18 protein-coding genes and 1 pseudogene are annotated in these 18,405 nt (G+C 61.7%); 9 read left to right on the top strand and 10 right to left on the bottom strand.

What is annotated here, in order from left to right:
* The first annotated feature begins 5 nt into the window (after positions 1–5).
* On the top strand, positions 6–464 hold the full coding sequence (locus tag DVR09_RS10035) for an EF-hand domain-containing protein (RefSeq protein WP_115416805.1): 459 nt from the start codon (positions 6–8) through the stop codon (positions 462–464).
* Here the strand turns inward: DVR09_RS10035 and trmFO are convergent.
* The gene (gene trmFO, locus DVR09_RS10030) at positions 461–1,828 is read right to left on the bottom strand and encodes a methylenetetrahydrofolate--tRNA-(uracil(54)-C(5))-methyltransferase (FADH(2)-oxidizing) TrmFO (protein WP_115416804.1); all 1,368 of its coding nucleotides are present in this window, start codon (positions 1,826–1,828) and stop codon (positions 461–463) included. The two genes, DVR09_RS10035 and trmFO, sit on opposite strands and share 4 nt — an antisense overlap.
* Before the next feature lie 53 nt (positions 1,829–1,881).
* On the opposite strand from trmFO, the gene DVR09_RS10025 reads away from it, so the two are divergent.
* Entirely contained in the window at positions 1,882–2,550 is a 669-nt protein-coding gene (locus DVR09_RS10025) for a lysoplasmalogenase family protein (RefSeq protein ID WP_115416803.1), read from the top strand.
* On the opposite strand, the gene DVR09_RS10020 is transcribed toward DVR09_RS10025, so the two are convergent.
* The gene (locus DVR09_RS10020) at positions 2,547–3,389 is read right to left on the bottom strand and encodes a TauD/TfdA dioxygenase family protein (protein WP_115416802.1); all 843 of its coding nucleotides are present in this window, start codon (positions 3,387–3,389) and stop codon (positions 2,547–2,549) included. The genes DVR09_RS10025 and DVR09_RS10020 overlap by 4 nt on opposite strands.
* Positions 3,386–6,223: a DNA gyrase subunit A gene (gyrA, locus tag DVR09_RS10015; protein ID WP_115416801.1), complete on the bottom strand. Its 2,838-nt coding sequence runs from the start codon at positions 6,221–6,223 to the stop codon at positions 3,386–3,388. The genes DVR09_RS10020 and gyrA overlap by 4 nt, the downstream gene beginning before the upstream one ends.
* A 301-nt stretch (positions 6,224–6,524) precedes the next feature.
* Here gyrA and DVR09_RS10010 point away from each other — a divergent pair, with 301 nt between their 5' ends.
* Positions 6,525–7,823 (top strand): hypothetical protein, encoded by a 1,299-nt coding sequence (locus tag DVR09_RS10010; protein WP_162814933.1) that lies wholly within the window; start codon positions 6,525–6,527, stop codon positions 7,821–7,823.
* Positions 7,824–7,881: 58 nt separating this feature from the next.
* Here the strand turns inward: DVR09_RS10010 and DVR09_RS10005 are convergent, their stop codons facing one another.
* The 4 genes and pseudogenes from DVR09_RS10005 to DVR09_RS09990 form a co-directional block, all read right to left on the bottom strand.
* Complete coding sequence (locus DVR09_RS10005; protein WP_115416799.1) at positions 7,882–8,601, bottom strand: NYN domain-containing protein; 720 nt, start codon at positions 8,599–8,601, stop codon at positions 7,882–7,884.
* Positions 8,602–8,642: 41 nt separating this feature from the next.
* Positions 8,643–9,282, bottom strand: a pseudogene (locus DVR09_RS10000) (carbonic anhydrase).
* Entirely contained in the window at positions 9,282–9,590 is a 309-nt protein-coding gene (locus tag DVR09_RS09995; RefSeq protein ID WP_115416798.1) for a P-II family nitrogen regulator, read from the bottom strand. The pseudogene DVR09_RS10000 and the gene DVR09_RS09995 overlap by 1 nt, the downstream one beginning before the upstream one ends.
* The gene (locus DVR09_RS09990) at positions 9,587–10,570 is read right to left on the bottom strand and encodes a sodium-dependent bicarbonate transport family permease (RefSeq protein ID WP_115416797.1); all 984 of its coding nucleotides are present in this window, start codon (positions 10,568–10,570) and stop codon (positions 9,587–9,589) included. Before DVR09_RS09990 ends, DVR09_RS09995 begins: the two co-directional genes overlap by 4 nt.
* 97 nt (positions 10,571–10,667) lie before the next feature.
* Here DVR09_RS09990 and DVR09_RS09985 point away from each other — a divergent pair, with 97 nt between their 5' ends.
* Genes DVR09_RS09985 through DVR09_RS09975 form a run of 3 tightly spaced genes read left to right on the top strand, consistent with a single transcriptional unit; the run spans position 10,668 to position 12,629 of the window.
* A complete protein-coding gene (locus DVR09_RS09985) occupies positions 10,668–11,180 on the top strand; it encodes a hypothetical protein (protein ID WP_115416796.1) in 513 nt (170 codons plus the stop codon).
* A gap of 52 nt (positions 11,181–11,232) precedes the next feature.
* On the top strand, positions 11,233–12,174 hold the full coding sequence (lipA, locus tag DVR09_RS09980; protein ID WP_115417891.1) for a lipoyl synthase: 942 nt from the start codon (positions 11,233–11,235) through the stop codon (positions 12,172–12,174).
* Positions 12,174–12,629, top strand: a complete 456-nt coding sequence (locus DVR09_RS09975; protein ID WP_115416795.1) for a type II toxin-antitoxin system RatA family toxin — start codon at positions 12,174–12,176, stop codon at positions 12,627–12,629. The genes lipA and DVR09_RS09975 overlap by 1 nt, the downstream gene beginning before the upstream one ends.
* Here the strand turns inward: DVR09_RS09975 and DVR09_RS09970 are convergent.
* Genes DVR09_RS09970 through DVR09_RS09960 form a run of 3 tightly spaced genes read right to left on the bottom strand, consistent with a single transcriptional unit; the run spans position 12,626 to position 14,806 of the window.
* Positions 12,626–13,126 (bottom strand): CinA family protein, encoded by a 501-nt coding sequence (locus DVR09_RS09970; protein WP_115416794.1) that lies wholly within the window; start codon positions 13,124–13,126, stop codon positions 12,626–12,628. The two genes, DVR09_RS09975 and DVR09_RS09970, sit on opposite strands and share 4 nt — an antisense overlap.
* Positions 13,123–13,653 carry a hypothetical protein gene (locus DVR09_RS09965; protein ID WP_162814932.1) on the bottom strand — a complete coding sequence of 177 codons (531 nt, stop codon included), beginning with the start codon at positions 13,651–13,653 and terminating at the stop codon, positions 13,123–13,125. The genes DVR09_RS09970 and DVR09_RS09965 overlap by 4 nt, the downstream gene beginning before the upstream one ends.
* 10 nt (positions 13,654–13,663) lie before the next feature.
* The gene (locus DVR09_RS09960) at positions 13,664–14,806 is read right to left on the bottom strand and encodes a bifunctional 2-C-methyl-D-erythritol 4-phosphate cytidylyltransferase/2-C-methyl-D-erythritol 2,4-cyclodiphosphate synthase (RefSeq protein ID WP_115417890.1); all 1,143 of its coding nucleotides are present in this window, start codon (positions 14,804–14,806) and stop codon (positions 13,664–13,666) included.
* Between the two features lie 81 nt (positions 14,807–14,887).
* On the opposite strand from DVR09_RS09960, the gene dusB reads away from it, so the two are divergent.
* Genes dusB through ntrC form a run of 3 tightly spaced genes read left to right on the top strand, consistent with a single transcriptional unit; the run spans position 14,888 to position 18,389 of the window.
* Positions 14,888–15,907 carry a tRNA dihydrouridine synthase DusB gene (gene dusB / locus DVR09_RS09955; RefSeq protein ID WP_115416792.1) on the top strand — a complete coding sequence of 340 codons (1,020 nt, stop codon included), beginning with the start codon at positions 14,888–14,890 and terminating at the stop codon, positions 15,905–15,907.
* Positions 15,904–16,968, top strand: coding sequence for a two-component system sensor histidine kinase NtrB (locus tag DVR09_RS09950; RefSeq protein ID WP_115416791.1), 1,065 nt, complete (start codon positions 15,904–15,906; stop codon positions 16,966–16,968). The genes dusB and DVR09_RS09950 overlap by 4 nt, the downstream gene beginning before the upstream one ends.
* A gap of 8 nt (positions 16,969–16,976) precedes the next feature.
* The gene (gene ntrC, locus DVR09_RS09945) at positions 16,977–18,389 is read left to right on the top strand and encodes a nitrogen regulation protein NR(I) (protein ID WP_115416790.1); all 1,413 of its coding nucleotides are present in this window, start codon (positions 16,977–16,979) and stop codon (positions 18,387–18,389) included.
* Positions 18,390–18,405: the final 16 nt, after the last annotated feature.

Genomic DNA, 18,405 nt, shown 5'->3' with positions numbered 1-18,405 from the left:
GGCCGATGAACCGGATATTGCTAGGAGGGTTGGTGGCGCTCGCGCTGGTCGGGCTTGGCGCCTTCTGGTGGCAGGGCAGGGCGCAGATCGAGCGCGGCGCGCCGCCGCCGGCACCGATCGAGACCAGCGATCCATTGCCCGAGATACCGGCCTCGGATCCGGGCGATTTGGTCGGCCCGGCGCCGCCAACGGCGACCGAGCTCACCAGGGAACAGCGCCGGTTCTTTCGCTATGATCGCAACCGCGATTGGCGGATTACGCGAACCGAGATGCTCTCGACCCGTTCCGATGGGTTCCGAAAGCTCGACAAGGACGGCAACAACCTGCTCGACTTCGAGGAATGGGCCGCGGCGACGGTCGAGAAATTCGAGAGCGCGGATGCCGATGGCGACAATCAGCTAACGCCGGGTGAATTCGCCACGACCGCGCCCAAGCCGAAAAAGACGCGGCGCTGCGCTTGCTAGGCCGGAACGGCTTCCATCCCCGCCAGCCATTCGCCGAAATCCTCCTTGGCGCGGTTGGTATAGGCTTCCTTGCGAGCCTTTTTGCCGACATCGTGCAGCGGCGGAAAGAGGCCGAAATTGACATTCATGGGCTGGAAGGTGGCGGCCTCGGCATCCCCGGTGATATGCGACAACAATGCGCCGAAGGCGGTGGTGCGCGGTGGCGGCGTCCAATCGCGCCCGGCCAGCTCCGCAGCCGCCATCAGGCCCGCCATCAGCCCCACGGCGGAGCTTTCGACATAGCCTTCGCAGCCCGTGATCTGCCCGGCGAAGCGGATATGTTCGCTACCGCGCAGGCGCAATTGCCGGTCGAGAACCAGTGGGGAGTTGATGAAGGTGTTGCGATGCAGCCCGCCAAGCCGCGCGAATTCGGCATTCTCCAGCCCGGGGATGGTGCGAAACAGCTCCACCTGCGCGCCGTATTTCAGCTTGGTCTGGAAGCCGACCATGTTCCACAATGTGCCGAGCTTGTTATCCTGCCGTAGCTGGACCACGGCATAGGGCCAGCGCCCCTGCGGATGCTCATCGGTCGTATCGTAGGGATTGTCGAGGCCGACACCCTTCATCGGTCCGTAGCGCAACGTCTCCACCCCGCGTGCGGCCATCACCTCGATCGGCATGCAGCCGTCGAAATAAGGTGTGTCCGCCTCCCATTGCTTGAATTCGGTCTTCTCGCCGTCGATCAGGCCCTGATGGAAGGCGAGGTATTGCTCCTTCGTCATCGGGCAATTGATGTAATCGCCCTCTTCATTGCTGGCTTCGGTACGCTTGTTCCAGCGCGACTGGATCCAGCACTTGCTCATATCGATGCTGTCGCGATGGACGATCGGCGCGATCGCGTCGAAGAAGGCAAGTCGGTCCTGCCCGGTCGCGCGCACGATGCTGTCGGCCAGCGCTTGTGCGGTCAGCGGCCCGGTCGCTACGATGGCGAGACCGTCTTGGGGCAGCGCATCGACCCGTTCACGCACCACTGTGACGTTCGGATGTTCCTCCAGCGTCCGCTGGACTTCGGCGGAAAAAACATCGCGGTCGACCGCCATCGCCGACCCAGCAGGAACGCGCGCAACTTCGCCGGCGCGCATGATGAGACTGTCGAGCCGGCGCATTTCGTGATGCAGCAGGCCGACTGCGTTCTTGGTATCATCGTCCGAACGGAAACTGTTCGAACAGACGAGTTCGGCCAGCCCGTCGGTCTGGTGGGCAGGCGTCATCTCCCCGCCGCCGCGCATCTCGGACAGACGCACCTTGCAGCCCACCCGGGCGAGCTGCCAGGCGGCCTCGCTGCCGGCCAGGCCGCCGCCGATAATGTGGATATCATGGGTCATCGCGCGGCCCCTAATCCTTGCAAGGCCCCCTCGACAAGGCCTAGCGAGGCTGAATGCCTCATCCCGCTCTTGCCAAACATCGTCCTTGGCTCCTCGCCAGCCTCGTTGCCGGAGTCAGCTATTTCTTCGTGTCCGATGATCCGATCGGCGGGGCCTGGCTTATGCTGTGGAAGGGCGCCGGTGTCGCCTTTCTGGCGATCTACGCGGCGTTTCGGGGCAAGGGCGTCGATGGTCTCCTGATCGCGGCCGTTCTTATGTTCGGCGCAATGGGCGATGTCGCTCTCGAACTCAGCTTCCTTGGCGGAGGCAGCCTGTTCGCCGTGGGGCATGTAATTGCCATCGGCCTCTACCTGCGCAATCGGCGCGAACATGCCAGAGGCAGTCAGGTGATGACGGCCGCCGCGCTTCTTCTCCTGACCCCGGTGATTGCCGGTTTGATTACCTATCCGGTGGATAACTGGCATGTCGCGACAGCCTATTCCGGGGTGGTCGGCGCAATGGCCGCAGCGGCATGGCTGAGCCGATTCCCGCGCTATCGAGTCGGGGCCGGTGCCGTCATGTTCGTGGTCAGCGATTTGCTGATTTTCGCCGGAGAGGCGGGGGCGCTACCGAGATCGGTCACCGAGTGGCTCATCTGGCCCCTTTACTATGGCGGGCAGTTCCTGATCGCCACCGGCGTCGTCCAGACCCTGCGCAAAGACCCGACCGGCACAGGGGCTTAGCCGCTCCAGGCTGCAATCGTGGTCCGGTGCAGTTCGCGACGATATCCCTCATATCCGCCGGTCGCCTTGTGCAGAACCGAGCGATTGTCCCACATGACCAGCATGTCGTGTTCCCATCGGTGGCGATAGACGAACGCGTCGCGCGCCTGCCATTGCGCAAGGTCGGATAGCAGCGCGATCGCTTCGGCCTGATCCATACCTTCTATCCCGACGATATAGCCAAGGGTGGAATAGAGGCACTCCACCCCGGTTTCGGGATGGCGCTGCACCAAGGGATGGAGTTGCGTCGCGCGGGCGCTCTCATCCGGTTCGATCGCCATGGAACGCCCTTCGTCGCGTTCTCCATAGGTGCCTTCAGGCGCGTAGGCCAGCTTGGCACTATGGATGGCGGTCAGGCTGCGCAGGTAGTCCTTGCGCTGGTCGGGCAGGGCAGCGAATGCGGCGGCCTGGTCGGCGAACAGCGTATCGCCGCCCTTGGGCGGAATATCGACCGCCAGAAGGCAGGTTCCGGCGGGCGGATGTTCGAGGAAGCTCCAGTCACTGTGCCAATTCTCGGCGAATAGCGGCGTCTGTTCGTCGGCCTCGCGCAGGATGGCGGCGATGTGCTCGCGCCCTTCAATCGGCTTGAAGAAAGGGTCATCGCCGAAGCCCCCCATTGCAAGCGTGAACGCCTCGAGCGCGTCGTCGCTCATCGACTGTCCGGGGAAGGCCAGCACTTTGTGTTCGAGCAAGAGCGAGCGGATTTCCGCTATCAACCGATCCGTTGGCGGATGCGACAGGTCGAGCCCAGTGACATACGCGCCGCACGCCTTGCCACTGGGCTCGACCGTCAGGCTCATCCGCCCGGTTCCCCGTCGATATTCTTGTCCGAATGCTTGGTGGTGTAGGGCTCGGTCTTGTCGAAGCCGCCACGATCCGCGATCTCATCCGCCACGGCTTCCTCGGCTTCGTTTTCCGGTTCCTCGTTTTCGTCGATCCTCGCCGCTTTGACGATCTGTTCGCCCTTCGCCACATTGAAGATGCGCACGCCCGAAGACCCGCGGCCCGAAATCGAGAAGCCTTCATGGCTCTCGAACCCGCCGTCTATCAGATGGCGGAAATTGAGCGGCAGACGGATCAGTTTGGCCTGGTCGGTCACCAGCATCAACTGCATGCCATGACGGACCGGGAAACTGGCCACGACATGGCCATTCCGGTTTGGATTGCTCGAGGGTTCGCCGATATTGGTCAGGCCCTGGCCACCACGCCCGGTCGTACGATATTCGTAGGCGGAGGAAATCTTGCCATAACCGTTGGCGGTCAGCGTGAGAATGAACTCCTCTGCCTCGGCCATTTCGGTGATCTTATCCCGGTCGAGCGTCGGGGCGTTCTCGTTGTTCTTCCAGTCGGCCGCACGCAGATAGGCATCGCGAACCTCGGTATCGCGTTCGCCTGCGTCGAGCACGGCCATCGAGACGACCTTTTCCCCATCCTTCAGTTTCATGCCGCGCACCCCGATGCCGGTGCGGCTTTTCGTCTCGCGCGCGTCGCTGGCAGCGAAGCGGATCGCCTTGCCCGCATCGGAAGCGAGAAAGATCTCCTGATCCTCGGTCAGCAAACGCACGCCGATAAGGCGGTCGCCGCTGCCCTCGACGAAGCCCATCGCATATTTGCCGTTGCTGGGTACGTTGGTGAAGGCATCCATCGAGTTGCGACGCACCATGCCTTGTTCGGTCGCGAAGACGATATTGAGCTTCGCCCATTCGGCTTCGTTCTCGGGGAGGGGGAGGACGTTGGTGACGCGTTCGTCGTCGCCCAGCGGCAGCAGGTTGACCATGGGGCGGCCCTTGGTCTGTGGGCCTCCTTCGGGCAGTTTCCAGACCTTCAGGCGATAAACGCGGCCTGTATTGGTGAAGAACAGCACCGGGTTGTGCGTCGAGGTAACGAACATCTCGACCACGGCATCTTCATCCTTCGTCGCCATCCCGCTGCGGCCCTTGCCGCCGCGGTTCTGTGCGCGGAAAGCGTCCAGCGGGGTGCGTTTGATGTAACCGCCATGGGTCACCGTCACGACCATTTCCTCGCGCTCGATCAGGTCCTCATCCTCGATCCCGTCCCAGGCCGGTGCGATTTCGGTGATGCGCGGGGTCGCGTAGGTGTTGCGGATTTCAACGAGTTCTTCGCGCATCACGCCGTAGAGCTTTGCGCGATCCGCCAGGATGGAGAGATACTCCTCGATAGCGAAACTGAGTTCCTTGAGCTCATCGCCGATCTCATCCCGACCCAGCGCCGTCAGGCGGTGGAGACGCAGGTCCAGAATGGCCTTCACCTGACGTTCGGACAGCCGATAGGTGCCGCCGGTCTGCTCGTCATTCGGTTCGATCGCTTCGACCAGCGCGATATATTGCGCGATATCGCCGATCGGCCATTCCTTGGCGAGCAGCTTGGCGCGGGCATCGGCGGGGTTGGACGATCCGCGGATCATCGCCACTACCTCGTCGAGGTTCGAGACGGCGACTACTAGGCCGAGCAAGATGTGCGCCCGTTCGCGCGCCTTGTTAAGCTCGAACTTGGTACGCCGAATGATGACTTCCTCGCGGAAGCCGATAAAAGCCTGCACGAAGTCGCGAAGGGTAAGAACCTCCGGTCGACCGCCGCGGATGGCGAGCATATTGGCCGGAAAACTCGCCTGCGCGGGCGTGTAACGCCAAATCTGGTTGAGCACGACTTCGGGCGAGGCATCGCGTTTGAGATCGACGACGACCCGCACACCTTCGCGACTCGATTCGTCGCGAATGTCCGAGACTCCCTCGATCCGCTTCTCCTTGGCCGCTTCGGCGATCTTCTCGACCAAGCCGCTTTTGCCGACCTGGTAGGGGATCGCCGACAGCACGATCGCCTGCCGATTGCCCTTGGTCTCGATCTCATGGCGCGCCCGCATCAGGATCGAACCGCGTCCCGTGGTATACGCTGCGCGCGCGCCCGACTTGCCGAGTATCAGGGGAGCCGTCGGGAAGTCTGGTCCCGGAATGATTTCGAACAGCTCTTCCGAGGTGATGGCCGGGTTTTCGATGAAAGCAAGGCAGCCATCGATCACTTCGCCGAGATTGTGTGGCGGGATATTGGTCGCCATGCCGACCGCGATCCCACCGGCGCCGTTGACCAGCAAATTGGGGAAGCGGGCTGGAAGGACGGTCGGTTCCTTCCGCGATCCGTCGTAATTGTCGGTGAAGTCGACAGTATCCTTGTCGAGATCGTCGAGCAGGGCATTTGCAACACGGGCAAGCCGCGCCTCGGTGTAACGCATGCTGGCGGGCGGATCGGGGTCCATCGAACCGAAGTTCCCTTGGCCATCGACCAGCGGCACGCGCAGCGACCAGTCCTGCGTCATGCGGGCAAGTGCATCGTAAATCGCGGAATCGCCGTGCGGGTGATAATTACCCATCACGTCACCGACGATCTTCGCGCTTTTGCGATAGGGGCGCCCCGCGACGAAACCACCTTCCTGGCTGGCGAAAAGAATGCGGCGGTGGACCGGCTTCAGACCGTCGCGCACGTCGGGCAAAGCGCGGCTGACGATCACGCTCATCGCGTAATCGAGATAGCTCGTCTTCATCTCATCGACGATGTCGATGCGTGCGTAATCATCTCCGCCGGGGGCGGGGGTATCCAGGATGTCGGTTTCGTTGGACAAAACGTGAAATTCCGTATTGCGAACTGCTTATGTTCTGTTGCGCCCAACCTTAGGCCAAAGGGCCAAGCAGCGCCACACAATGCGGGAACCATCATCCGGTTTCGGGTGCTTTTTCCACATATGGGTAAGCTTGTGCCAGCAATGACCATGAACGAGGAACAGAACGCGCATTCAATCCGTATTCAGGCCAGATAAGGTAGAAATATTTGCAATGAGAACGCACAGGCGGCATGTGCCGCTCTGCTCAATGGGATCCATCGACCGTGCGTTCGAACCCCTGTCCACTCTTGGGAGTTTTCACATGATTTTCACTCGTCTCGGCCGCAAGAATAGCGCGGCTTCGACCTTCGCTCTTGCCATCGCGCTTGCGACCGGTGGGGCTTTTGCCGTGACTGCGCTCGAAGCCCCGGCTTTCGCGCAAAAGGAAAAGAAGGAAAAGAAGGCCAAACCGCAATATTCGAAAGGCTTTATCGAAGCGTACAAACCGCTCGAAACGATCGCTGCGGCCGAGCCGGTCGATTATCCGGCGATCAAGGCAGGTATTCCCGGCCTCGTGGCGGCCGTGGAAACCGATGACGATCGGTATGCGGCGGGCAGCTTCATCTATTCCAACGGTGCCAAGAACCAGGATCAGGCAGCATCCCTCCAGGGTATGGAAATGATGCTGAAGAGTGGCAAGGTTCCCGAGGACAAGATTGGCCAGTTCAATTTCGTGGCCGGACAGGTGGCGTATGCCGCCAAGAATTATGCGAAGGCGCGCCCCTATTTCCAGGCTGCGGCCGACGCCGGCTATACCGAAAACGATCCGATGATTTTCGTGGCCGAAAGCTATTTCGCCGAAGACCAGCCGCAACAGGGCCTCACTTATCTTAGCGATCTGATCAATGCGAAAATCGCAGCGGGCGAGACCGTTGACGAGGGCTGGCTGCGGCGCGGGCTTGCGCAGGCCTACAACAATCAGCTCAACTCCGAGGTGAGGAAGTATTCCACCTGGTATGTCACCCAGCACCCCAGCGACGAGAGTTGGCGCGACGCCGTGGCGATCCTGCTCAACACGGGAGGCTATCAGAACCCCGAAATTCTCGACCTGCTTCGGCTTGGTCAGCGTGCCGGCGTGCTGAACGATGCTAAGCTCTATCTCGAATACATGGATGCCGCGGATTATCGCCGCCTTCCGGCGGAAGTCGTTTCGCTCATCGACGAGGGGTACGCGAAGGGTGTTCTCGATAAGACCGATCCCTATGTCGTCGACACACGCCGTCAGGCCGCGGAACGCGCTGTCAAGGACCGTGCCGACCTGGCGGGTCTGAAGGCTGATGCGGACAAGGCTGGCGCCTCGATCGCCACAGTTCTTGCTGCTGGCGATACGCTTCTCGCCCTGAGCGAACCGGCGGACGCCGAGACCTATTATGCGAAGGCGGTGAACATGCCGGGCGCAAACGCGCCGATGGTCCTTACACGCTTGGGTATCGCGCAGTTCGATCAGGGTAAATTGGCCGAGGCGAAGGCGACCTTCGACAAAGTCGAGGGCGCGCGCGAGGCGATCGCGAACCTTTGGGCGATCTACGCTACCCAGCAGGCAAGCGGCGCCGCGATGTAAAGGCGGTGCTCACCCATCACGAAAAAGGGCGCGATCTTCGGTTCGCGCCCTTTTTTCGTCAGCGCAGCCGTTTTACGAAACTCTGGCCGTTGGCACGGCGCTCGACCGAAAAGTTGGGGATAGCCTCGATAAGGTCGGTGAGCCGAGCGAAACCGTAATTGCGCGTGTCGAAACTCGACCGGTTGCCTGCCCGTTGGCCGACTTCCGCCAGCTTCGCGAAACCGTTTTCGTCACGCTTGCTTGCGGCATAGGCATCGAACAACAAGTCGAGCAAGTCCTGGTCGAGAACGTTGGAATCGCTGCTCGGCCCGCTTTTACCATTCTGTTCTTTTTCAGCCCTTATCAGGGCGTTCACGTCGATGAAGCGCGTGCAGGCCTGACGGAAGGCCTCAGGGGTCTTGGCGCCGCCGAAGCCGTAGACGGGGAGGCCATCCTGCCGGATGCGCATGGCGAGTGGCATGAAATCGCTATCCGAACTCATGATCCCGAAGCCGTGGACACGTCCGCGATAAAGCAGGTCCATCGCGTCGATGGTCATCTTCATGTCGGTGGCGTTCTTGCCCTTGGTCATGTCGAACTGCTGCTGCGGTTCTATGCCATAGCGGTGCATCAGGTCGATCCACCCCTTGAGGCTGGTCTTGCGCCAGTTCCCGTAGGCGCGGCGGATGTTGACCTGGCCGAGTTCCGCCAGGACGGTGAGGACCGGATCGATGCCGGCCGGGCTCGCATTGTCGGAATCGATGAGGAGGGCGATGTTGCGCTGTTCGAAGTCTGCCATGGCATCGCTAGATGTCTTGCCCAGGCCCGCCGTTCAAGGACTTATTCCTCGGGCTCGAATTCGCCCGTCTCTTCGTTGCGGACATAGAGCACGCCCTCGGAAATGGCGAAGAACGCACCGCGCAGCTTGAGGTCTCCGCTCGCAACTTTCTCGCGTACGCATGGGAAGGTGCGCAGGTTTTGAAGGCTGACGCCGACCGCCGCCATTTCCATCGCTCGTTCCGCTTCGCGGCTCTCGGTCCCATAGCGTCGGGCAATCGGATCGCGCGCCTCGTCGAGCAAATGAACCCAATTGGCGATGAAGCCGCCTTCCCCAACCGGTTGCCATACAGGTCCTGCGTCAGCGCGGCCCTGCAACCGCCACACATGCCATGGCCCATCACGACGATCTGACGAACCTGAAGAAACTGCACGGCGAACTCGAGCGCGGCCGAAACGCCATGCTGCCCGGGCGACGTTTCGAAGGGGGAACCAGTGCCGCGACATTGCGCACCACGAAGATTTCCCCCGGATCGACATCGAAGATCTGGGCCGGGTCCACCCGGCTGTCGGAACAGCCGATGATCATCAGTTTCGGATGTTGTCCTTCGCTGACCAGAGTGTCGTAGCGCGCTTTCTGGCGTGGATATCCTTGTTTACGGAAGCGCTTGTACCCTTCGAGCAGTTCGGCGAATTCGGGCATCAGAACCGCTCTCCGCGTATGACCTGAATATCCCACATCGTCAGCAAGAGGCCGTGGCTGGTCAGGATCGGCGCGAGATCCTCGGCCAGCGCCATGGCCTTGTCTTGCGGGGCAATGGTGAGCACGAATACCTTGTCGGTCCCCATCACACGTTCCTCGCGCCAACGGCCGTCGCGGCCTTTGCCCGACTGCACCGGCGTAATCGTCCATCCGGTGATTCCGGCGCGATCGATGGCGTCGGTAACGCGGCGTACCAGGGCCACGTCGGTAAGGATTTCGATCCGCTTGCGGGTTACGGTTTCGATCATGGCGCGAGGCCTCCCTGTCCGGCGATCATCGACGCGAAGGCGCTGATCAGGCCGATATTGATCAATACGTTGAAGGGGAAGGTGATGCTGAGCGACATGGTCAGGTAGATACCCGGATCGGCTTCGGGCAGGGCAAGCCGCATGGCTGCCGGGACCGCGATGTAGCTGGCGCTGGCGCAGAGCACGCCAAGCGCGGCGGCCGAACCGACGTCGAGCCCGACGACGGTGCCAAGGATCGTGCCCGCCGCACCGTTTACCAGCGGCAGGAAAATCGCGATCGAGGCGAGGCGCCAAGTAACGGCCCGCGAATCCATCATGCGCCGCGCCGCGATCAATCCCATGTCGAGCAGGAAGATGCACAGCACGCCCTTGAACCCTGCTTCGAAAAAGGGACTGACATCGGCAAATCCGTCGGTCCCACCGATCAGGCCGATGGCGAAAGCTCCCAGCAGCAGCACGACCGAAGAATTGAAGAACACTTCGTGCAGCATCTCGCGCATGCTCTGGCCATTGTCGTCGCCAAAGCCGCGTGCAAGGAGCAGACCGGCAAGGATAGCGGGGCTTTCCATTGTGGCCATCACCGCGACCATGTAGCCGGCGGACGGCTTGCCCTGAAATTCGAGAATCTCGACTGCGGTTACGAAGGTGACGACGCTGATCGAGCCGTAGTGGGCGGCCACGGCACCGGCGTTGATCCGGTCCAGTCGCCCGAAACCGCGGATCAGCCAGAAGGCGAAGACCGGCAGGATGAACCCTGCGGCGATACCCGCGATGAGCGCGACGGCAACCGTCAGGCTGAATCCCGATTCGGAAACCGCGACACCGCCCTTGAGGCCGATTGCCGCCATCAAATAGAGCGACATCCCCTTGGCAATTGCTTCCGGAATGGCGAGATCAGACCGTGCAAAAGCTGCCAGCAGGCCAAGAACGAAGAACAGCACCACCGGAGAGGTGAATGTCTGGAGTGTCGTAGCGTCCATGTCCGTCGCGGTAGCTCTGGCTTCGACGCGCGGCAAGCGGCATTCAGTGCGAGTTCACAGTGCGCGCACCAGTCCTCGACAGGATCGGGGAGAGGATATGAAAAGAAAAATCGCTATTGCTGCGGCCAGCCTCTTGGCGCTGAGTGCGTGCGGTCCAAACTATTTCGTCAAAGGCCACGCCCTCAAACCCGCGCAGCAGGTGGATATTGTCACTGCGCCCGCAGGAGCCCTCGTCAGCAACAATTTCGGCAATTCCTGTCGAACGCCGTGCAAGCTGCCTTTGCTCACCGCCCGCGGAGGAGAACTGCTGATCGAGAAGGACGGCTACTACGCCGAACTGTATTACATCGGCTCGGAAGTTTCCGGAACGAAGGTCGCCCTGCAAGCGAGCGATATAGCGCTCGAGGCCATCGATCCCGAACCAGTGACGATCGGGCTGACGGCAATCGCCCATATGATCAGCGGGAAGGGGGCCATAATGGACCTTGATCGGCGTGAGATACGAAGCGAACTCATTCCCTTGCCCGAGGGCGAGGAGGAAACACTCGCCACATCCGATCCTCTCACGGGAGAGCGCATTCCCATCGATCTATCGGAGCCCGCTTCCTAATACGAATGCCATGGTTGCGGCCCGGACTGCGAGGGCTTAGATGGGCCGCGACATGAACGACCTCTCCTCTCCGCCGAAGCCCGAGGGCGATCGCCCGCAGATGCAGCGCAAGCCCGATTGGATTCGGGTGAAGGCGCCTGTCAGCCAAGGCTATCAGGAAACGCGTAAGCTGATGCGCGACCTGAACCTGCACACCGTGTGCGAGGAAGCGGCATGCCCGAATATCGGCGAGTGCTGGACCAAGAAGCACGCCACGGTGATGATCCTCGGCGATACCTGCACCCGCGCTTGCCGGTTCTGCAATATCAAGACTGGCATGCCGATGCCGGTCGACCCGCTGGAACCGGAACACACTGCCGCCGCAGCCGCCGCGATGGGGCTTGAACATATTGTTATCACCAGCGTCGATCGCGACGATCTCCCGGATCGGGGTGCGGGCCAGTTCGTGAAGGTCATCACCGCGCTGCGCCGCGAGACGCCCGATACGACGATCGAAATCCTCACCCCCGACTTCAAAGGGCGGATGAAGCAGTCGATCGCCGAGATCTGCGAAGCGGGTCCCGACGTCTTCAACCACAATCTCGAGACCGTGCCGCGGCTCTACCCGACCATCCGCCCAGGCGCGCGCTACTATGCCTCGCTGCGCCTGCTCGAAGAGGTCAAGGCGCACAATCCGCTGATCTTCACCAAGTCGGGTATCATGCTGGGCCTCGGCGAGGCCCGGCTCGAAGTGCACCAGGTAATGGACGACATGCGCAGCGCGGATATCGATTTCATCACCATGGGCCAATATCTCCAGCCGACACCCAAACATGCGAAGGTGGAGGAATTCGTCACGCCCAAGCAATTCGCCGCTTATGGCGCGATTGCCCGAGCCAAGGGTTTCCTCCAGGTAGCCTCGAGCCCGCTGACACGCTCGAGCTATCATGCCGGTGACGATTTTGCGCAAATGCGCGCGGCGCGCGAAGCGAAACTCGCCAAACAGGGTGCCTGATGCCCGGTATCCGCGAAAAACGTCGTCTTCCATATAGTCAGGAACAGATGTTCGATCTGGTTGCCGATGTCGGAAACTATGCCAAGTTTCTGCCTTGGGTCGTCGCGACGCGGGTGCGGAGCGACAGCGAAACCGAGATGGTCGCTGACATGCTAATTGGCTTCAAGGCGATCCGGGAGAAGTTCACCTCGCGGGTCCTGAAGCACCGGCCCGATCATATCGAGGTGATCTACGTCGATGGCCCGTTGAAGGATCTCGACAATAACTGGACATTCACCGCCACGGATGATGGGGGGTGCGAAGTCGATTTCTGCGTCGAATTCACTTTCCGTAATGCCGTCTTCGAAGCGCTGGCCGGGCAGTATTTCGACCGCGCGTTTCGCAAGATGGTGCAGGCTTTCGAAGATCGCGCGGACGAACTCTATGGCCGCGAAAACGCGGTGGCCAATCTCTAGGGCAGGAGCAATTCCAGAGCGCATATCGTTGCTTCGCGGCGTATTTCCGCGCGCGAAATGGGTTCGAAGCGCTTGAGTTCGCCTTCTGGTTCGCCTTCCTCACCGCGAACCACACGGGCAAACACCACGGTCCCCACGGGTTTCAGATCGGTGCCTCCGGTAGGGCCCGCGACCCCGCTGATCGCGACCGCGATCTCGGCGTCGCTTCGTTCCAGTGCGCCCTTCGCCATGGCCCAAGCACAGGCGATCGATACGGCACCGAACGTCTCTATGATCTCGAGCGAGACATCGAGGCATTCCCTCTTCGATTCGTTCGAATAGGTCACGAAACCGCGGTCGAGCACGGCGGAAGACCCGGGCACCTCGGTCAGAGCGGCGGCTACCAGACCGCCGGTGCAGCTTTCCGCCACTGTCACCTTGCGGCCTATTGCGCTGTTCGCTTCGATCACGCGCTTCGCGAGCTCTTCGATCTCGGGCGGGAGGAGACCGTCGCTCATTGCGTTTCCGTCTCGCAGATCGCGGGTTCCTTGACGCCGGTAACGTCGAGGATGAAGGTCAGCAGGCCGCCGAGGTTTTCGGGCGGTAACGGCGCGAGCAGTTCCATCGCCCGTTCGATCTTCGAACAGTCCTTCGGTTTGATCTCCTCGCCGATCTTTTGGGCAAGAAACGCGTCGACGAGCGGGCGGAGCGCATCGGCGGGAAGTTCGCCCAAGGCATCGGCCCGTTCATCGGTCCCGTCACTGGCGGCCAGAGCGAGGAACACGCGCAGCGTGCCCGGCCAATGTTCACTCTGCATCGCGCTGTAGGGAGCAACGAAGTCCTCGCCTTGCGTCGCAAAGAAACCGTCTGCGGCAAGATGCGGGGTGCATGACACGCGAAAACCGTCGGCCACGACCGGGATCGCATAAATCCCGGCATCGGTCACATCGTCGGGGGCGAGGCAAGCCTGCGCCAGCGCGGACTGTGCCTGGACGAGCGCGATGGCGGTCATGAATGTCGTGACTATCCTGCTGTTCCGTCTCATGCCCATTCGCCTACTCCCTGATGACCGAAACGATTGCCTGCGCGGCAATGCCTTCGCCGCGTCCGGCGAAGCCGAGCCGTTCGGTCGTGGTGGCCTTTACCGATATCGCTCCGATGTCAATGTCGAGCAGATTGGCGATCCGTTCGCGCATCGCCTCGCGATACGGCCCGATTTTGGGCGCTTCGCAGATAATCGTCAGGTCGATATTGCCGACGCGATAGCCGGAGTCGCCGACCAGCTTACCGGCATGAATGAGGAAGCGATCGCTGCTGGCTCCCTTCCATTGCGGATCGCTCGGCGGAAAGTGGCTGCCGATATCGCCCTTGGCGACGGCGCCGAGCAAGGCATCCACAATGGCATGTAGCGCGACATCGGCATCGCTGTGCCCGGCGAGCCCCTTGTCATGCTCGATGCGAATACCGCCGAGCCACAACTCCTCCCCTTCGGCGAGGCGATGGACATCGAACCCCATTCCGGTACGAATGGCTGGTGCAACCTTCATGAAGTCCTCCGCGAATGTCAGTTTCGCCAGGCGTTCGTCGCCCTGCACATGGGCAACATCGCCCCCTGCCGCGCGCAGCACCTGCGCATCGTCCCCCGCATCGGTTTCGCCATCCCAGGCGCGATGGGCTTCGAGAATATGCCGATATCGGAAGGCCTGCGGTGTCTGAACACGGCGAAGCTGTTCGCGCTGCGCGCTTCCAGCCATCATACCGTCCGTGTCGATCGACAGGCTATCCACGACCGGGAGGACCGGGATAGCACCCTCCGTGTTCTCCAATGCGGACAGCAGACGATCGATGACCTCGACGGGCAGGTGCGGTCTCGCCGCATCGTGAATCAGAATCCGGTCGGCCTCGCCAACTTCCTCGAGCGCGCGGGCGACCGAAAGCTGCCGTGTTTCGCCGCCGACGACCAGCGTAAAACCCGTCAGCCCGGCGAGCGCATGTCGCGCTGCGCGTTCGCCATTGGGGGGAATCGCGATAACCAACGGATCCGCGCCGGCCGAGATCAGCGTTTCAACCGAATGCCGCAATACCGGTTTGCCCTTCCAGATCGCGAATTGCTTGGGCAGCTCTTGCCCCGCGCGCAGACCCTTGCCGGCGGCAACGACGATCGCCGCGAATTGGGGGAGGGGGCCTGTGTCCTGCATATCGATGCTGCGCGCTAGCCGCTTGCCGTTTTGGTCGCAACGCACTATGTGGCTGCCCAATATTTAGGCATTGAATTTCCGATGAGCACACACCCTCTTCCAGCGGCGCCGCCGAAGCCGATCCTTGTCGGAGACGTGTCGATCGATACGCCGGTTGTTCTCGCGCCGATGACGGGGGTTACCGACCTCCCGTTTCGCAAGCTGGTCCGCCGCTATGGTTCAGGCCTCAATGTGACCGAAATGATCGCCAGTGAAGCCGCGATCCGCGAAACGCGCCAAAGCATTCAGAAGGCCGCCTGGGATACGACGGAGGAGCCGGTTTCGATGCAGCTAGTGGGCTGCGATCCCGACAGCATGGCCGAAGCCGCGAAACTTCAGCAGGACAATGGCGCGGCCATTATCGATATCAACTTCGGCTGTCCGGTACGCAAGGTGGTCGGCCAACTGGCTGGCTCGGCCCTGATGCGTGAGGTGCCCCTGGCGACCAGGCTCATGGAGGCGACCGTGAAGGCGGTCGACGTTCCGGTGACGGTGAAGATGCGCATGGGCTGGGATCATGCCGATCTCAACGCCCCCGAATTGGCACGCATTGCCGAAGATCTCGGCGTCAGAATGATCACCGTTCACGGTCGCACCCGTAACCAGATGTACAAGGGTAGCGCCGACTGGGCCTTCATCCGCAAGGTGAAGGATGCCGTGTCGATTCCCGTCATTGCGAATGGCGATATCTGCACCATTGCCGATGCCGTTAGGGCGTTGGACCAGTCGGGTGCCGACGGCATCATGATCGGGCGTGGTGCCTACGGCAAACCATGGCTGCTCGGCCAGGTCATGCATTGGTGGCGAACGGGCGAAATTCTCGAGAGCCCCGGTTTCGACGAGCAGTATGCCGTACTTGTAGAACACTACAAGATGATGCTCGACCATTACGGCGAAGGTGTCGGCACCAAGATCGCGCGCAAGCACCTTGGCTGGTACACAAAGGGTTTGCACGGTTCGGCGGAATTCAGAAATTTCGTCAATTTCATCGACGATCCTGCCACTGTCCTCGACGAGATCGAGCGCTTTTACGAACCTTTCACGCATCGCCGCGCCGCGTGACCACAAGCACGGGCGTACCCGACGCGCGTGCCCAGATCGCCGCGCTGATCTTCGCCGTATTGCTGCTCGACGAGGATGATCTCATCGTGGAGGCCAACCACGCAGCGGAGGAGATGTTCGGTCGCAGCGCACGCAAGCTGTGCGAGAAGCGTTTCTGGGATGTGATCGGCATTTCCGACCAGCGGTTGAGCGAGACGCTGCGCAGTGCGGAGGCGCGGATCGTCGCGCGGGGCGTGACCATCGCGACGGCGCAAGGAGAGCGGCGGGTAAATATCAGCAGTTCGCCGTTGCATGGCGCTGCCGGATGGCGTGTGCTGACACTGTCCGACGCCGGTCAACCCGAGATCGATGACGACGAGAACGAACGGGTAGAGCTGCGAGCTCCGGCCGTATTGGCTCACGAAATCAAGAATCCACTCTCCGCCATTCGCGGGGCGAGCCAGTTGCTCGCGCGGCGGGTTGCGGGAAAGGACAAACCGCTGGCGCGAATGATATCCGCCGAAGTCGACCGAATTGCCCAATTGATCGATCGGATGCAGCAACTCGGGGCAAAGCCGGTCGAGATCACAGGCCCGTGCAATCTGCACGAGGCCATCCGCAATGCGATGGGTACCGTGCGGGCGGGCCGTGCCGAGCCTTGCGAACTGGTGGAAGAGTTCGACCCATCGCTCCCTCCGGTAGCGGCAGATCAGGGCGCGCTCGAGCAGGTCCTCATAAATCTGATGGCGAATGCGTGCGATGCCAGCGCGGGCATCGACGATGCCCGGGTGAAGGTTCGCACGCGCTTCGCCAGCGGTCTGGTTTTCAATACCATCCGGTTTGGCAAGGTCACGCGCCTGCCGATCGAAATCACCGTGATCGATAGCGGCCCGGGCATCGATCCAGCGCTTCACGAACATGTGTTCGAGCCCTTCGTGTCGAGCAAACCTCAGGGGCAGGGCCTCGGTCTGGCTCTCGTACGCAAGTTGTTGCGCGACATGGGAGGACGCATATCGCACGAGCGCGACGAGCGCGCTGGAGAAACCCACTTTCGGATCAATCTGCCAGTAGCGGCAGGGTAGGACATTTCATGGCGCACGCGGTTCTGCTGGTCGAAGACGATAAGAGCATAGCGACGGTCATCACCGTGGCGCTGCGCGACGATGGCTTCGACGTGACGAGGTGCGAGAGTATTGCCCAGCGCGATGTCCTTTTGGCCGAGCGCCGTTTCGACGTCATGCTGACCGATGTGGTTCTGGAGGATGGCGATGGTCTGGCGTCGATCGAGGCCGTGCGCGCGCAGGCCCCCGATATGCCGGTGATCGTCCTCTCGGCGCAGAACACGCTGGATACCGCAGTCAGGGCGAGCGACAGCGATGCGTTCGAGTATTTTCCCAAACCTTTCGATCTTGATGAGCTCACCCAGGCCGTGACGCAGGCGGTTGCGAGCCGACCCGCGTCCCAAGATCAAGCTGCGGACGATGATGACGCCTTGCCGCTGATCGGGCGCAGCCCTGCCATGCAAGGCGTGTTCCGGATGATCACCCGCGTCTTGCGCAACGATCTTACCGTGCTGATCACGGGGGAAAGCGGCACGGGGAAAGAGCTGGTGGCAGAGGCCATCCATGAGCTGGGTTCACGCAAGACCGGCCCGTTTGTCGCGGTCAATATGGCGGCCATCCCGCACGATCTTCTCGAAAGCGAACTTTTCGGGCACGAGCGCGGCGCTTTCACGGGGGCCGTGGGCCAACAAATCGGCAAGTTCGAACAGGCGAATGGCGGCACGCTGTTCCTCGATGAAATCGGAGACATGCCTGCCGAGGCACAGACCCGACTCTTGCGCGCTCTCCAGTCGGGAAAGATCCGCCGTGTGGGCGGTCGGCAGGAAATCGGCGTCGACGTGCGCATCGTCGCCGCCACGAACCGGGATCTGACTCCGATGATTTCCGACGGGCGCTTCCGCGAGGATCTCTATTATCGCCTCAATGTCGTCCCGATCCATCTTCCCCCGCTGCGCGAGCGGCGAGAGGACATCGGCGCTCTGGTGCGGCATTTTCTGGGGCAGGCCGCTGCGGAGGGATTACCTGCACGACAAGCACTGTCCAGCGGCGTGGAGGCGCTCGAACAGCGCGATTGGCGTGGCAATGTGCGCGAATTGCGTAACGCGGTATTCCGTCTCGCGCTCATGGCGCGCGACGACGTGATCGATCGCTCGGCCGTCGAAGATGTTCTGCCCCAGTCGGCTCTCGATCCGAACACCGGGGAGAAGTGTGGGTTCGAGGCGGCCGTAGAGGATTGGGTAGAGGACGTGCGTCCCCCCGACGGGACGCTCTACCATGCCGCCCTCGCGGCTTTCGAAACCCCGCTGTTCGAACTCGCTCTCGCGCGGACAGGCGGCAATCAGCTGCGCGCGGCCCGGTTGCTGGGGATCAATCGCAACACCTTGCGCAAACGGCTGTCCGAGCTTGGAATCGCGCCGGAGGATTTCGGCCCAAGGCGCTGAGGGAAGGGCGCTCGAC

Source organism: Erythrobacter aureus (assembly GCF_003355455.1).
Taxonomy (GTDB): Bacteria; Pseudomonadota; Alphaproteobacteria; order Sphingomonadales; family Sphingomonadaceae; genus Qipengyuania; species Qipengyuania aurea.
Note: the sequence above shows the minus strand (reverse complement) of the source record. Positions and strands in the feature narration are given on the sequence as shown.

Bases quoted from the DNA above. Each gene is read 5' to 3' on its own strand.
- DVR09_RS10035 (WP_115416805.1), top strand. From the start codon at position 6: ATGAACCGGATATTGCTAGGAGGGTTGGTGGCGCTCGCGCTGGTCGGG.
- trmFO (WP_115416804.1), bottom strand. From the start codon at position 1,828: ATGACCCATGATATCCACATTATCGGCGGCGGCCTGGCCGGCAGCGAG.
- DVR09_RS10025 (WP_115416803.1), top strand. From the start codon at position 1,882: ATGCCTCATCCCGCTCTTGCCAAACATCGTCCTTGGCTCCTCGCCAGC.
- DVR09_RS10020 (WP_115416802.1), bottom strand. From the start codon at position 3,389: ATGAGCCTGACGGTCGAGCCCAGTGGCAAGGCGTGCGGCGCGTATGTC.
- DVR09_RS10010 (WP_162814933.1), top strand. From the start codon at position 6,525: ATGATTTTCACTCGTCTCGGCCGCAAGAATAGCGCGGCTTCGACCTTC.
- DVR09_RS10005 (WP_115416799.1), bottom strand. From the start codon at position 8,601: ATGGCAGACTTCGAACAGCGCAACATCGCCCTCCTCATCGATTCCGAC.
- DVR09_RS09995 (WP_115416798.1), bottom strand. From the start codon at position 9,590: ATGATCGAAACCGTAACCCGCAAGCGGATCGAAATCCTTACCGACGTG.
- DVR09_RS09990 (WP_115416797.1), bottom strand. From the start codon at position 10,570: ATGGACGCTACGACACTCCAGACATTCACCTCTCCGGTGGTGCTGTTC.
- DVR09_RS09985 (WP_115416796.1), top strand. From the start codon at position 10,668: ATGAAAAGAAAAATCGCTATTGCTGCGGCCAGCCTCTTGGCGCTGAGT.
- lipA (WP_115417891.1), top strand. From the start codon at position 11,233: ATGAACGACCTCTCCTCTCCGCCGAAGCCCGAGGGCGATCGCCCGCAG.
- DVR09_RS09975 (WP_115416795.1), top strand. From the start codon at position 12,174: ATGCCCGGTATCCGCGAAAAACGTCGTCTTCCATATAGTCAGGAACAG.
- DVR09_RS09970 (WP_115416794.1), bottom strand. From the start codon at position 13,126: ATGAGCGACGGTCTCCTCCCGCCCGAGATCGAAGAGCTCGCGAAGCGC.
- DVR09_RS09965 (WP_162814932.1), bottom strand. From the start codon at position 13,653: ATGAGACGGAACAGCAGGATAGTCACGACATTCATGACCGCCATCGCG.
- DVR09_RS09960 (WP_115417890.1), bottom strand. From the start codon at position 14,806: ATGCAGGACACAGGCCCCCTCCCCCAATTCGCGGCGATCGTCGTTGCC.
- dusB (WP_115416792.1), top strand. From the start codon at position 14,888: ATGAGCACACACCCTCTTCCAGCGGCGCCGCCGAAGCCGATCCTTGTC.
- ntrC (WP_115416790.1), top strand. From the start codon at position 16,977: ATGGCGCACGCGGTTCTGCTGGTCGAAGACGATAAGAGCATAGCGACG.